This window comes from Cellulomonas sp. P24 (assembly GCF_024704385.1).
Classification (GTDB): domain Bacteria; phylum Actinomycetota; class Actinomycetes; order Actinomycetales; family Cellulomonadaceae; genus JAJDFX01.
Map to the genome: position 1 here is coordinate 2980345 of NZ_JAJDFX010000002.1, position 13349 is coordinate 2993693.

At 68.1% G+C, this 13349-nt stretch carries 12 protein-coding genes; 11 read left to right on the plus strand and 1 reads right to left on the minus strand.

The features are described from left to right. Window positions 1-72 precede the first annotated feature (72 nt). From LJB74_RS13970 to LJB74_RS13995, 6 genes are read left to right on the plus strand one after another with little or no spacing between them, the layout of a single operon-like run. Window positions 73-1713 carry a glycoside hydrolase family 13 protein gene (locus LJB74_RS13970; protein WP_259309109.1) on the plus strand — a complete coding sequence of 547 codons (1641 nt, stop codon included), beginning with the start codon at window positions 73-75 and terminating at the stop codon, window positions 1711-1713. Beyond that, complete coding sequence (locus LJB74_RS13975; RefSeq protein WP_259309110.1) at window positions 1713-2999, plus strand: ABC transporter substrate-binding protein; 1287 nt, start codon at window positions 1713-1715, stop codon at window positions 2997-2999. The genes LJB74_RS13970 and LJB74_RS13975 overlap by 1 nt, the downstream gene beginning before the upstream one ends. After that, entirely contained in the window at window positions 2999-3946 is a 948-nt protein-coding gene (locus LJB74_RS13980) for a carbohydrate ABC transporter permease (RefSeq protein ID WP_259309111.1), read from the plus strand. The genes LJB74_RS13975 and LJB74_RS13980 overlap by 1 nt, the downstream gene beginning before the upstream one ends. Further along, window positions 3943-4785, plus strand: coding sequence for a carbohydrate ABC transporter permease (locus LJB74_RS13985; RefSeq protein ID WP_259309112.1), 843 nt, complete (start codon window positions 3943-3945; stop codon window positions 4783-4785). Before LJB74_RS13980 ends, LJB74_RS13985 begins: the two co-directional genes overlap by 4 nt. Window positions 4786-4796: 11 nt before the next feature. Continuing rightward, the gene (locus LJB74_RS13990) at window positions 4797-6200 is read left to right on the plus strand and encodes a glycoside hydrolase family 13 protein (protein WP_259309113.1); all 1404 of its coding nucleotides are present in this window, start codon (window positions 4797-4799) and stop codon (window positions 6198-6200) included. After that, window positions 6197-7243, plus strand: coding sequence for a LacI family DNA-binding transcriptional regulator (locus LJB74_RS13995; protein WP_259309114.1), 1047 nt, complete (start codon window positions 6197-6199; stop codon window positions 7241-7243). The genes LJB74_RS13990 and LJB74_RS13995 overlap by 4 nt, the downstream gene beginning before the upstream one ends. A 90-nt stretch (window positions 7244-7333) precedes the next feature. Here LJB74_RS13995 and LJB74_RS14000 read toward each other — a convergent pair whose 3' ends face one another. Then, window positions 7334-8434, minus strand: a complete 1101-nt coding sequence (locus LJB74_RS14000) for an SIS domain-containing protein (RefSeq protein ID WP_259309115.1) — start codon at window positions 8432-8434, stop codon at window positions 7334-7336. Window positions 8435-8541: 107 nt separating this feature from the next. Between LJB74_RS14000 and LJB74_RS14005 the strand changes: the two genes are divergently transcribed. From LJB74_RS14005 to LJB74_RS14025, 5 genes are read left to right on the plus strand one after another with little or no spacing between them, the layout of a single operon-like run. Then, a complete protein-coding gene (locus tag LJB74_RS14005) occupies window positions 8542-9891 on the plus strand; it encodes an ABC transporter substrate-binding protein (RefSeq protein WP_259309116.1) in 1350 nt (449 codons plus the stop codon). Between the two features lie 10 nt (window positions 9892-9901). Then, window positions 9902-10843: a carbohydrate ABC transporter permease gene (locus LJB74_RS14010; RefSeq protein WP_259309117.1), complete on the plus strand. Its 942-nt coding sequence runs from the start codon at window positions 9902-9904 to the stop codon at window positions 10841-10843. Further along, entirely contained in the window at window positions 10840-11709 is an 870-nt protein-coding gene (locus tag LJB74_RS14015; RefSeq protein ID WP_259309118.1) for a carbohydrate ABC transporter permease, read from the plus strand. The genes LJB74_RS14010 and LJB74_RS14015 overlap by 4 nt, the downstream gene beginning before the upstream one ends. Next, complete coding sequence (locus LJB74_RS14020) at window positions 11709-12590, plus strand: ROK family protein (RefSeq protein WP_259309119.1); 882 nt, start codon at window positions 11709-11711, stop codon at window positions 12588-12590. The genes LJB74_RS14015 and LJB74_RS14020 overlap by 1 nt, the downstream gene beginning before the upstream one ends. Next, complete coding sequence (locus tag LJB74_RS14025) at window positions 12587-13339, plus strand: GntR family transcriptional regulator (RefSeq protein WP_259309120.1); 753 nt, start codon at window positions 12587-12589, stop codon at window positions 13337-13339. Before LJB74_RS14020 ends, LJB74_RS14025 begins: the two co-directional genes overlap by 4 nt. The last annotated feature ends 10 nt before the right edge of the window (window positions 13340-13349 follow it).

Here is a 13349-nt window from a genome sequence, read left to right on the forward strand (position 1 = left end):
TTGGACTGACCTCCGACAGGACCGGGGCGTCCCGGACCGATCAGCGACTGCACAAACGATGGAGCGTGAGCTGTGAGCTGGATCGACAACGCGGTGGTGTACCAGGTCTACCTCCGCTCGTTCGCCGACGGGAACGGGGACGGCGTGGGGGACCTCGCCGGCCTGACCGCCCACCTGGACCACCTCGCGTCCCTCGACATCGACGCGATCTGGCTGAGCCCGTGCTTCAGGTCGCCGCAGGCGGACCACGGGTACGACGTGTCGGACTACACGCAGATCGATCCGCTGTTCGGGACGATCGCCGACCTGGAAGCCTTCGTGGCGGCGGCGCACGGCCGCGGGTTGCGGGTGATGCTCGATCTGGTCCCGAACCACTGCTCGGTCGAGCACGCATGGTTCCGCGAGGCGGTCGCAGCCGGGGCAGGCTCGCCGGCGCGATCGAGGTTCCACTTCGCCGACGGGAGCGGGCCGGACGGGGCTCTCCCGCCGAACAACTGGGGCAGCGTGTTCGGTGGCCCGGCGTGGACGCGGCTGCCTGACGGGCAGTGGTACCTGCACTCGTTCGACGCCACCCAGCCTGACTTCAACTGGGGCAGCGACGAGGTGCTCGAGATGATGGACGACGTCCTGCGGTTCTGGTTCGACAGGGGCGTGGACGGCTTCCGGGTGGACGTGGCCCACGGCCTCGTGAAGCGTGACGGGCTTCCGGACTGGACGGGCGCGCCGGGGTCGAGCAACGAGTTCATGTGGAACCAGCCTGGCGTGCACGACGTCTACCGGCGTTGGCGCAAGCTGGCGGACGAGTACGGCGCGTGCTTCGTCGGCGAGGTGTGGGTGGCGTCCGTCGCGGACCTGCTGGCGTACGCGTCGCCGGACGAGCTGGGGCAGGCGTTCGACTTCCACCTCTTGGTCCAGCCGTGGCACGCACCGTCGATCCGCGATGCCGTCGAGCACGGGCTCCGGCCCGGCACGGCGTGGACGCTGGCCAACCACGACGTGCACCGGCCCGCGACCCGCTACGGGCAGGAGCAGGTGATCCAGGCGCCCGATCCGGCGGACATGCTGCTCTCTGCCAGGCGTCGCGGACCGGTCGACCTCCCGCTCGGTCGCCGGCGTGCGGTGGCCGCCTCCATGCTGATGCTGGCGCTGCCGGGTGCTGCCTACCTGTACCAGGGCGACGAGCTGGCGCTCCCGGAGGTTCTCGACCTGCCGGACCACGTGCGGCAGGACCCGATCTGGGTGCGGTCCGGCGGGTCCGAGCTCGGCCGTGACGGTTGCCGCGTCCCCATGCCGTGGAACGCGGAACCAACGACGTTCGGGTTCACGGACGCGCCGCAGGCCTGGCTGCCGCAGCCCGAGCTGTTCGGCCAGCTCAGCGTCGAGGTCCAGGAGTCGGACGCGGAGTCCGCTCTCGGGGTGATCCGCCACGCACTGCGCGCGCGCAGAGTGATGTTCGGCGGCGAGGACCTGACGTGGCTCGAAGCCGGGGACGACGTCGTCGCCTTCCGAAGCGGCGACGGCATCTGCGTGCTCAACACCTCGGCGCGCGAGCTGGACCTTCCCGACGCCTGGGGCACCGTTCGGGTGTCCAGCGCGCCGATCGACGGCAGGATTCTCCCCACGGATGCCTGCGCATGGTTGTCCGTCGCCGACGGCGACGGCGTCTCACCTTCACCCAGGTCGGCAACCGCCGGCACGACAAAGGAGTCGTGATGCTCCGCAAGACTGCACTGACATCAAGTATCGCCATCGGTCTGCTGACCGTGGCGGCGTGTGCCCCCGGATCCACGACGACGAGTGCCGCAACGACAAGCGAAGCGGCCAAGCCCGTCACCGTGACGGTCTGGCACTACTGGGACGGCGCCAACGCCGACACCTTCCAGGCCATGGCCGACGAGTACTCCACGAGCCATCCTGGTGTGACGGTCAAGGCGGTGAACTTCCCCAGCTCCGACCTGATCACCAAGATCCAGACGTCCGCCACGACCAACACGCTGCCGTCGATGGCGATCATGGACCTGGTCTCGGTTCCGCAGATCGCCCAGACCGGCAAGCTCGTCGATCTCAAGCCTCTGATGGACCCGGCGACGATGAGCGACATCTACCCGGCGCTGCTGGACTTCGGCAAGGACGGCGACAAGCAGTACGCGGTGCCGGTGTCCACGAACAACCTGGGCTACATGTACAACAAGGACCTGTACAAGCAGGCCGGGCTCAATCCGGACAACCCGCCGAAGACCTGGGAGGAGCTGGAGTCTCAGGCGCAGCAGATCAAGGACAAGACCGGCAAGCCTGGCGTCGAGCTGTACACGCAGGCAGGGGACTCGGGGGAGGGTCTGACCTGGAACTTCCAGGTGAGCCTGTGGCAGGCCGGAGGTGAGTTCCTCAGCCCGGACAACAAGAAGGCCGCGTTCAACACGGCGGCAGGCAAGAAGGCGCTGCAGTTCTGGGTCGACCTGCTGAACAAGGGGCTGGCCCCGCGAACCCAGTGGGGGTCGTTCGAGAAGGGCAACGCCGGCGGCGCGCAGGAGGGTTCGTGGATGGTCGGCATCTGGCAGTCCGACCCGCCGTTCGACTTCGGTACGGCAACCGTCCCGTACCCCGCGGACGGCCAGCCTGCGACGAACATGGGCGGCGAGCGTGCCGTGGTCTTCACCACGGACCAGGCCCAGCAGAGGGCCTCGGCGGACTTCCTGGACTGGTTCCTCGCCCCCGCCCAGGTCACCTCGTGGAGCGAGAAGACCGGCATGCTGCCCGTCCGCAAGGCCGTCGGTGACTCGGACGGGTACAAGCAGTGGGTGGCCACGACTCAGCCCCGGCTCCAGCCGTTCGTCGACCAGCTGGCGACCGCCAAGTCGAGGCCCAACACGCCGCTCTACCCGAAGGTGTCGCTCGCCTTCGCCAAGCAGATCGAGAAGGCGCTGGCCGGTCAGGTGTCCGTGGACGACGGTCTGAAGGCCGCCGAGACGGACGTCAACGCGGTCCTCGCGGCGGGCTGATGACCATCGCGTCCACCACCGCACCGACCGTCGGGAGCTCACTCGAGCCCACCCGACGGTCGGTGCGGGACCGCTACAGCAAGCGCGAGCTGCTCACCGCAGTGGGGTTCCTCATCCCGGCGCTGGTCATCCTCGGCGCCTTCGTGATCTACCCGATCGTGTCGGGCGGGTTCCTCAGCCTGACGTCGTGGAACGGCTTCGGCACCGTGCAGACGTTCGTCGGGCTCGAGAACTACCAGCGGATGCTCGCAGACTCCGAGTTCTGGAACTCCCTGGTCGTCACGGTGCTCTACGCCGGCGGCGTCAGCATCCTGTCGGTGGCGTCCGGCCTGGGCATCGCTCTCCTGCTGGACGCACCGCTCCGCGGTCTGTCGATCTACCGCGGCATCTACTTCCTGCCGGTCGTCACGTCCTCGGTAGCGGCAGCGATCGTCTGGCGGTACATGCTCGACCCGGACGGTGTCGTCAACCAGGTTCTCGGCTGGATCGGCGTGCCGACTGTCGACTGGCTCAACCAGCGCTGGACCGCACTCGGCGCCCTGACGTTGCTCACGGTCTGGAAGAACCTCGGGTTCAACGCGATCTTGTACCTGACCGCACTTCAGGCCCTGCCGGTCTCGTTGACCGAGGCAGCGCAGCTGGACGGAGCCAGCCTCTGGCAGCGGATCCGCTGGATGACCGTGCCGCTGCTGCGTCCGATGACGTTCTTCGTGGTCGTGCAGGCACTCATCACCAGCTTCCAGTCCTTCGACCTCGTCTACGTGCTGACCGGAGGCGGACCAACCGGAGGGACCGAGGTGCTGGGGATGCTCATGTACCGCTACGCCTTCAAGCTCGGCGAGTTCGGCTACGGGGCGGCGATCGCCTTCGCGACCCTCGCGTTGATGCTCGGCGTGACCCTGGTGCAGTGGAAGGCCACCGGCTCGGGGGAGTCTGATCTGGCATGAGCACCACCCCGACCACCCGACGTCCCGGGCACTCCCGCCGGGGTACCGCTGCCCGTCATGTGCTGCTCAGCCTTGGTGGCGCGACCGTCGTCGTGCCGTTCGTGTGGATGTTCCTCACCTCCGTGAAGAAGCGGTCGGAGGTGTTCACCCGGATCTGGCCCACCGAGTGGCACTGGGAGAACTACGTCCATGCCTGGCAGGCGGCCCCGTTCAGCCACTACTACCTCAACAGCATCGTCATGACCGTCGGCATCGTCGTCGGGCACCTCGTGCTGGACTCGTTGGCGGCCTACGCCTTCGCCCGCCTGCGTTTCCCGGCGAAGAACCCGATCTTCCTGCTGCTGCTGGCCACGATGATGGTGCCGCAGTTCGTGACGATCATTCCGGCGTTCGCCCTGATCGTGCAGTTCCACTGGACCGACACCTTCTGGGCGTTGATCGTCCCGAGGCTGGCCGACGTGTTCGGCATCGTCCTGCTGCGCCAGTACTTCTCGACCATTCCTCGGGAGATCGAGGAGGCCGCGCGGCTGGACGGCTGCGGACGAGTGCGCACCTTCCTCCAGGTGATCGTCCCGCTGTCCACGGCGTCGCTCGCGACGTTGGCGATCTTCGCGATGCTCTTCGCCTGGAACGACTTCCTGTGGCCCTTGCTCGTCACCAATGGTGACGACATGCGTACGATCCAGATCGGGCTCGCCGCTTTCCAGGGCCGTTACGCCACGTCGTGGAACTATCTGATGGCGGGAACCCTGACGTCCGCCATCCCGACAATCGTCATGTTCTTGATCTTCCAGCGGGCACTGATCCGCGGGGTCGCCGGTACCGGCGTGAAGGGATGAGGCCGCACATCATGACCGACTCGATCGCCGCCGTCGGAACGGCACCCGCATGGGTGAAGGACGCCGTCTTCTATCAGATCTTCCCTGAGAGGTTCGCCAACGCCGACCCCAGCCGCGACCCTCTCGACGTGCACCCCTGGGACTCGGCCCCGGCCCGGGACGGATTCCTCGGTGGTGACCTGGCCGGCATCGTCGAGCATCTGGACCACGTTGTCGACCTCGGCGCGAACGCCCTGTATCTGACCCCGATCTTCGCAGCCGGCACCAACCACCGCTACGACGCGAACGACTACTTCACCATCGATCCGATGCTCGGCGACCTCGGCGCGTTCCGCGAGCTCGTCCAGGAGGCCCACTCGCGGGGGGTGCGCCTCGTGCTCGACGCCGTGCTGAACCACTGCGGCGTCGGGCACTCGGCCTTCCAGGACGTCGTCGCCCACGGTGCCCAGTCCCCGTACGTCAACTGGTTCTACGTCGAGGACCTGCCGGTGGTGCAGCGACCGGTACCCAACTACCGGACCTGCTCCGGGTGCTGGTACCTGCCCAAGTGGAACCTGCACAACCCCGAGGTCCGCGAGCACCACCTGAAGGTGGCCCGGTACTGGCTCGAGCAGGGGATCGACGGCTGGCGCCTCGACGTGCCGTACTTCGTTCCCATGGCCTTCTGGCGCCAGTTCCGCCGCGTCGTCAAGGACATCAACCCTGACGCGTACATCGTCGCGGAGGAGTGGCGTTCACCCACTCAGTGGCTGGCAGGCGACACCGCCGACGGGACCATGAACTACACGTTGCGTGACCTGGTACTTGGCTTCACCGCCGACGGGACGCACGACGCCAGAACCTTCGCCACCGGGATGAACGACCTGCGCGAGCAGATTCCGTTCGAGGCCCGCAACACGATGCTGAACCTTCTCGGCAGCCATGACACCGAGCGGCTCATCACACGGCACGGCGACGACCCCGTGGCGACCCGGCTCGCCCTGGCCCTGCTCATCACGTCACCCGGGGCGCCGATGATCTACTACGGCGACGAGATCGGCATGGCCGGGGACAACGATCCCGGCTGCCGGGCCGGCATGATCTGGGACCAGGAACGCTGGGACCACCAGACCCACCAGTGGCTGACCTCTCTCGTGGCTCTGCGCGCGAAGCTGCCGGCCCTTCGGCATGGGACGGACGAGTACCCGTACGCCGTGGGCGACGTCGTCATCCGTCGTCGCGAGCTGGACCGCGAGACCGTGCTCGTCGCGGTGAACCGCGGACCGATCGACGCGGCCGTGCCGCGGTCGGCTGTCGGCGGCGACATCGCCCTGATCTCGGTCTGGCCCGTTGCGGGCCGCCCGGTGGCGCTCGACGGAACCCTGCAGGTCCCGGCCCACTCGGCTGTCGTCTGGACGACAGGGGAGCGCCCGTGAGCTCTCGCCGAACGACGATCGCCGACGTCGCAGCCCGCGCGAACGTCTCCAAGACCGCGGTCTCGTTCGCCTTCAACAACCCCTCGCGGCTTTCGGAGGCGACGCTGCAGCAGATCCTTGCCGCGGCCGAGGAACTCGGCTACACCCGCGACCCGACCGCCCGGATGCTGCGGACCGGCCGCACCAACTCCCTCGGTGTGCTCCTGCCTCAGCAGATCGACGCCACGCTCGAGAACCCCTACTACGCGCAGTTCTTCCGCGGCATCGGCCAGACGTGCCACCAGGAAGGGCTGTCCATGCTGCTCGTTCCCCCGCTGCGGGGCTCGATGCTCAAGGCCATCCCCTATGCGGCGGTCGACGGCTTCGTCGTCTGCGGCCTGGAGGCCGACCGCGGGGAGGTCCAGGCGCTGCGCCACCGTGGGATCCCCTTCGTCCTCGTCGACAGCGACGAGACCGACGGCGTGTCATGCATCGACGTGGACGAGGAGAACGGGATGCGGGAGGTCGCCGAGTACATACTCGGCCAGGGCCATCGGCGAATCCTCGTCCTTGCGTTCGAGTCCGGCACAACCGGCGGCCCGACGGGGTGGCACGGGCCGCTGTCCCGTCGCAAGCGGGGCGTCGACCAGGCCCTCGAGAGCTTCGGGCTGGCGATCGACGACCCGCACGTGCAGATCCGCGAGATCCCGTGCACCCGCGCGGCCGGAGCCGTCGCCCTGCGGGACGTCTGGCTGCACGGCGAGCGCCCCACCGCGGTCATCACCTTCTCCGACATCATCGCCTTCGGTGTCCTGGACGCCGCACGTGAGCTCGGCATCGACGTGCCCGGCGAGCTGTCGGTCACCGGATTCGACGATCTGCCCGAGTCCGAGTGGGCCCACCCCGGACTGACCACCGCACGCCAACCGATCGAGGCCAAGGGCCGTCTCGCGTCGGAGTACCTCGTCGACGCGATCGCCTCGCAGGACAGCCAGCCTCGTCGTCGGCGCCTCCACACCACTCTCGTGATCCGGGACTCCGTCGCGGCACCGAGCGCCGGCTGACCGAAAGGGTCCGGGTCGAGCTCTCGTGGCTCGAGTCTCGATCGTGCCCAGGCGACTCGGTGCGGACTCACGGTGGTCGGAACGAGGACCTCAGTACGTCTCGGTGATCTTGCGCAAGGCGCGAGGTCGATCAGGGTTCAAGCCTCGCGCTCGTGCGGTCGCGAGCGCCAGGCGCTGGAGCGGGATCACGTCGACGATCGGGGCGAGGTCCTCGGGGAGGTCATGCGTCGTGGTGAGGTGGCGCGTCGAGCCCGACGGCGTCGGGTCTGGGCCGACGGTGGTCACTGACGCCCCGGTGGCCGAGATCAGCTCGACGAGCTCGACCATCGCGGTCCTCGTACGTCCGGCGGGTGCGAGCACGAGCACCGGCGTACCCGGCGCCAGGAGTGCGAACGGCCCGTGCCGCAGGTCCGCTGCGCTGAATGCCAGTGCGGGGAGGTAGCAGGTCTCCATCAGCTTCAGGGCGGCCTCCCGTGCGGTCGGATAGGCGAACCCGCGGCCTGTCACCACGATGCTGCGCGCGCCGACGAGCTCGCGTGCCACCTGGGCGACGGTGTCTCCGGGGTCGTCGAGCGATGCTGCCGCGGCCGCTGGCACGCCGCGTGCGCTGCCGCTGAATCCCTGCATGGCTTCGACGAGGCGAAAGACGGCGAGAAGCTCGGCGGTGTAGGACTTGGTCGCCGCGACTGAGTGTTCGGACCCGGCGCCCACGTCCAACGTGAGCTCGGCCGCCTGAGCGAGATCTGACGTCGGTGCGTTCGTGACGGCGATGGTCGTCGCGCCGGCGATGCGCGCACTGGCGAGTGTGGCGACGAGGTCGGGTGATTCGCCGCTCTGGCTGATGCCGATCACCAGCGTGCGCGCGCCCCACGGGTTCGCCCCGTAGAGCGTGTGTGCCGACGGGGAGCAGAGTCCGACGGGCAGCCCGAGGCGCACCTCGATCAAGTACTTGAGGTACAGCGCGGCGTGGTCGCTCGTCCCTCGCGCGACGAGCAGGACCATCGACGGATCGCGGCGGCGCACGACGTCCGCCACCTCACGAATGTCGGTGTCACCGGCGGCGAGCAGGCGCTCGAGCATGGCCGGCTGCCCGGCGATCTCGGCTTCCATCAGCGCACCGGGGGTACCCGGTGGTGACGAGTCCTCGGCCGCCGCGGACGACGCACGCACCGTGACCGGATCGTTATGCATCAGTTCGCCTCACCTCTTCACAGACGCACGAAGTTGTTACAACATTAGGTCAAAGATCGCGACAGGCGCAACGACGCCCTGACGCGATACCTGACAAGGAGAGACACATGAGACACGTCAGTTCCCGGTGGAAGCGCCCCGTCGCAGCTTTCGCCGTCGGCACGGTCGCTCTGGCTCTGACCGCATGCTCTTCCGGCGGGGGTACCACGCCGAGCGGGACCAGCGGGGCCGCGACTCCGGAAGAGATCACGTTCCTGACGCACTGGGGCCCGGATCAGGTCACCCAGCTCGAGGCCGCCGCCGCGGCGTTCCACAAGACCGAGCCCACCATCACCGTGAAGGTTCAGGCGGTTCCTTTCGCGAACCTGCTCAGCACGCTGCGCACGCAGGGCGGCTCCGGCAGCGGCCCGACGATCGCCAGCATCTACGACCTGTGGCTCCCCGAGCTCGTTCGCGACGGTGTGGCAGCACCCGCGCCCACCGACGTCTCGGCCGAGGTCACCAGCGGATGGTCGGCGAACATCGTCGAGGCAGCAAGCAAGGATGCGAAGGTCTACGGCTTCCCCAACGAGGTCGACCTCTACGCGCTCAACTACAACAAGCGCCTGTTCAAGGACGCCGGGATCACGGCACCGCCTACGACGTTCGCCGAGCTCGAGACGGACGCGAAGGCACTGACCGACAAGGCCGCAGGGCAGCAGGGCTTCGGGGTCATCACCAACTGGGCGTCAGGGGCCGTGCACCCGTTCCTGTCCCTCGCGGCATCCAACGGCGGGCACCTTCTCGACAGCTCCGGCAAGGCCGCTCTGACCGACCCGAAGGTCGTTGCCGTCGCGGACCTCTACAAGAAGATGCTGGCCGACGGCTCGATCGACCCGAACATGAGCGCCGCGAACGCCAACACGACCGGCCCGTTCCTGGACAACTTCGCCAACGGGAAGACCGGGATGATCATCATGGCCAACTGGTGGCAGAGTGCTCTGAAGTCCGCCATGGGTGACAAGTACTCCGATGTGGCCACGGCTCCGATCCCGGTGGGACCGGACGGTACGACCTCCTCGAGCATCTCCTACTCGTGGCTCACGATGGTCAACGCGAACGCCGACAAGGGCAAGCAGGACGCCGCATGGAAGTTCCTGACGTACCTCAACGGCCCCGACTCCGGCAAGGCCGGCTCCTCCGCGATGGGCGACATCCTCATGGGTATGGGCATCCTCCCCAGCCGGACCTCTGACCTCAGCGCGCACGAGGCCGAGCTGTCCGACCCGTTCCTGGCGACCTACGTCGCCGAGCTTCCCCACGCCACACCGTTCCCGACGGTGATCGGCGGGGCCGCGGCCTCCGAGGCCCTGCAGAAGCACATCGAGGCGCTGATCTTCGGCCAGGAATCGCCTCAGGCGGCGATGGACGCAGCCGCGAGCGAGGTCAACTCCGCACTTACCGCAGCAGGTAAGTGACTTGACGACGATGGCCGAAACCCCGGGGCGTGGCACCCGCCACGCCCCGGGGCTCTCCCCAACGGTCCGACGGGGGCCACGGCTCGCTCGGCACCGGGTAGCGACCGTCGGTTTCCTGAGCCCGGCGCTGCTCCTGATACTGGTCTTCGTCGCCGTCCCCATGGCGATGACGCTCTGGATCAGCCTGCACCGCTGGTCGATGCTGACCCCCATCTCGCAGATGAGATGGGTCGGGCTCGAGAACTACCAGGCCGTGCTGACCGACTCCACCCACCTGACCGCGTTCCGCAACACGGTCGTGTACGTCGCCCTCAGCGCGGCCATCACGATCCCGCTCGCCGTGCTGCTGGCCCTCCTGCTGTACTTCCCGAAGCTGCGCGGTCGCGGCCTGGTGCGTGTGATCCTCTTCGCGACGTACGTCGTGCCGACGGTCGCCATCGTGATCGTCTGGAGCAACCTGTACGCCCCGAGCTACGGACCGATCGACGCGGCTCTGTCCTTCGTGGGGATCACCTCACCCGGATGGCTCAGCAACCCCAGCAGCGCGCTGATCTCCCTCGTCATCTTCAACGTCTGGCAGATGCTCGGCTACTACGTCGTGCTCCTGGTCGCCGGGCTCACCCAGATCCCTGAGGACATCTACGAGGCTGCCAGGATCGACGGCGCGGGTCCGATCCGCCAGACGTTCAGCATCACCCTGCCGCTGCTGCGCAACACGCTCGTCTTCGTCCTCCTCATGACCGTCATCAACTCCGTCCAGGTCTTCGACCCCGTGTACCTGCTCACCCAAGGTGGACCGGCGAACTCGACGAACGTCCTGTCCTTCGACATCCAGCGCACGGCCTTCCAGAACGGGCTGGCCGGGCAGGCGAGCGCCATGGCCTTCAGCCTGCTGATCGTGCTGAGCCTGGTGGCCGGCGCGGTCTCCCTCGGTCTCCGGAGGCGGGCATGAGCGCCGCGCGCGTGGTGGAGACCCCGGTGCGACGTCGCACGCGGCGCGTGACCCCCGGTCGCATCGCGCTGTACGGGGTGCTCGGGCTCGCAGCGGCCATCCCGCTGTTTCCGCTGTACTGGCTCGTCATCGCGAGCCTGAAGGGAGCCAAGGAGTTCGGGCGCATCCCCCCGACGTGGTTCCCCACGACGCCGAGCCTCGACGCGTTCTCCAGAGTCTTCGACGTCGTGCCGTTCGGGCAGTCGTTCCTCAACAGCGCCCTCATCACGAGCGTCTGCAGCGTCTCCGTACTCATCACCAGCGTCATGGCCGGCTACGTCTTCGCGAAGTACACGTTCCGGGGCCGGGACGCGATCTTCTGGGCCGTGATCGGCACGATGTTCCTCCCGCCGATCGTCACGCTCGTCCCGCTCTACCACCTTGTCTCGAGCATGGGACTGTCGGACTCCTACGCCGGGGTGATGCTGCCGTGGCTGGTCAACGCATTCGGCATCTTCTTGATGCGCCAGTTCATCGCTGACGTGCCCGACGAGCTCATCGACGCCGCGCGCATCGACGGCGCGGGAGAGCTGCGCATCCTGACACGGATCGTTCTGCCGCTGCTGCGCCCGGCGGTCGTGACACTGCTCGTGTTCACGATCGTGTACTACTGGAACAACTTCTTGTGGCCGCTGTCGATCCTGCAGTCCTCGGACAAGTACCCGATCGTCCTGACCCTCTCGCGTCTGCTCTCGTACTCCACGAGCGTCCAGTACCAGAACATCGTGATGGCCGGCGCCCTGATCGCCAGCCTGCCCACCCTCGTGGTGTTCCTCCTCGCCCAGCGCGTCTTCGTCCAGGGCATCGCCCGTACGGGGGTGAAGTGATGCCAGGCGGCCACGTCACCATCGGGGTCGACGTCGGCGGGACGCGACTGCGAGTCATCGGGCAGGATGCGCAGGCCCGCCGCAGCACCGTGCGCGAGATCGCGGTCCCGCGAACGGTCCCTGAGCTCGTGGAGGCGCTCGGCACCCTCATCGACGATGTCGCACAGGGACGCCGAGTCTCGCAGACCGCGATCGGGCTGCCCGGACAGACGACGTCGGCGGTGCCGCAGTGGGTGCCCAACCTGCGGTTCCTGGACGGCTCACCATTGGCCAGCGTGGTCGCTGCGCGGGTGGGAGGTGACTGCGTGCTCGTCAACGACGCCCAGGCCGCCCTGGTCGCCGAGGCGCACGAAGGCGCCGCAGTGGGCCACTCGTCGGTCGTCCTTGTCGCGGTCGGCACCGGGATCGGTGGCGCGCTCATGCTCGACGGCCACCTGGTCCGCGGTGCCCGCGGCTGCGCCGGCGCGTTCGGTTGGCTGTCCTTCGACGGGGCCACCGCCGACGCCGATCACGGGGCGTGGGAACAGGTCGCGTCCGGTGCAGCCCTCGAACGTCACGCCACCCCGTGGGGCGGTGTCGCCGCGATGATCGCGGCCGCACGAGAAGGAGACGCAGCCGCGGTCGCCGCCATGAGCCGGTTCGGCGCGCTGCTCGGCACGGGCATCGCGGCACTCGCCAGCACGTTCGACCCCGACGTCATCGTGCTGGCGGGTGGTCTGGTCGTCAGCCTCGACCTGATCGAGCACTCGCTCGTGCAGGCCCAACGCGACTTCGCCTCACCTGCGGGGCGCACGGTCCCCGTGGTCGCAGCAGCGCTCGGCACGCGCGCCGGGGTCATCGGCGCGCTGCGCGTCGCACTCGAGATGGAAGTGAACTCATGAGCTCGACACGACCGGCCGTTCCGCGACTCTCACAGTCCTCAGCGGTGCCGTTCTACCTCCAGCTCGAAGAGCTTCTCCTCAGACGTGTCTCGGCGGGGGAGTGGCCCCCCGGCGGGCAGATCCCGACAGAGAGCGAGCTGTGCGAGCAGTACGGCGTCAGTCGAGTCACCGTGCGGCAGGCGCTTGCCCGACTCGTCCAACGAGGACTCCTGACCCGAGGTCGCGGAAAGGGCACCTTCGTGCGCGACAGCCGGGTGACGGCGAGTGCGCGCTCGGTGTCCTCGTTCTCGACCGAGCTGGGCGCCCTCGGCATGAAGCCCGGCGCGGTGCTCCTCGGCATCGACACGGTGCCCGCGTCCGATCTGGTCGCGAATGCCATGCACCGTGAACCGGGCACCGAGCTCTTCCGTCTGCGACGCCTGCGGACCGCCGACGGCCAACCGATCGCCGTGCAGACCAGCCTGCTCGTCGCGGAGATGTTCCCCGGCCTGGACGAGAAGGTGAGTGACAACACCTCGCTCTACGAGCTGCTCGGCTCCGAGTACGGGGTGGGACCCGACGAGGCCATGGAGATCTTCCGGGTCGCGGGCGTTCCCCGCGACCTGGCCCCGCTGCTCGACGTCCCCAGGGGCAGCCACGCGTTCCACGTGGTCCGTGTGTCCTTCACGGGACCCGTGGCGTTCGAGCACACCACCAGTTTCATCCGTGGGGACCGGTACGAGATCCGGCTTCCCCTGCGCAACCCATGAGAAGCACCGA

Excerpts from the sequence above, each read along its gene's own strand:
- LJB74_RS13975 (WP_259309110.1), top strand. The coding sequence starts at position 1,713 with ATGCTCCGCAAGACTGCACTGACATCAAGTATCGCCATCGGTCTGCTG.
- LJB74_RS13980 (WP_259309111.1), top strand. The coding sequence starts at position 2,999 with ATGACCATCGCGTCCACCACCGCACCGACCGTCGGGAGCTCACTCGAG.
- LJB74_RS13985 (WP_259309112.1), top strand. The coding sequence starts at position 3,943 with ATGAGCACCACCCCGACCACCCGACGTCCCGGGCACTCCCGCCGGGGT.
- LJB74_RS13990 (WP_259309113.1), top strand. The coding sequence starts at position 4,797 with ATGACCGACTCGATCGCCGCCGTCGGAACGGCACCCGCATGGGTGAAG.
- LJB74_RS14000 (WP_259309115.1), bottom strand. The coding sequence starts at position 8,434 with ATGCATAACGATCCGGTCACGGTGCGTGCGTCGTCCGCGGCGGCCGAG.
- LJB74_RS14005 (WP_259309116.1), top strand. The coding sequence starts at position 8,542 with ATGAGACACGTCAGTTCCCGGTGGAAGCGCCCCGTCGCAGCTTTCGCC.
- LJB74_RS14010 (WP_259309117.1), top strand. The coding sequence starts at position 9,902 with ATGGCCGAAACCCCGGGGCGTGGCACCCGCCACGCCCCGGGGCTCTCC.
- LJB74_RS14015 (WP_259309118.1), top strand. The coding sequence starts at position 10,840 with ATGAGCGCCGCGCGCGTGGTGGAGACCCCGGTGCGACGTCGCACGCGG.
- LJB74_RS14020 (WP_259309119.1), top strand. The coding sequence starts at position 11,709 with ATGCCAGGCGGCCACGTCACCATCGGGGTCGACGTCGGCGGGACGCGA.
- LJB74_RS14025 (WP_259309120.1), top strand. The coding sequence starts at position 12,587 with ATGAGCTCGACACGACCGGCCGTTCCGCGACTCTCACAGTCCTCAGCG.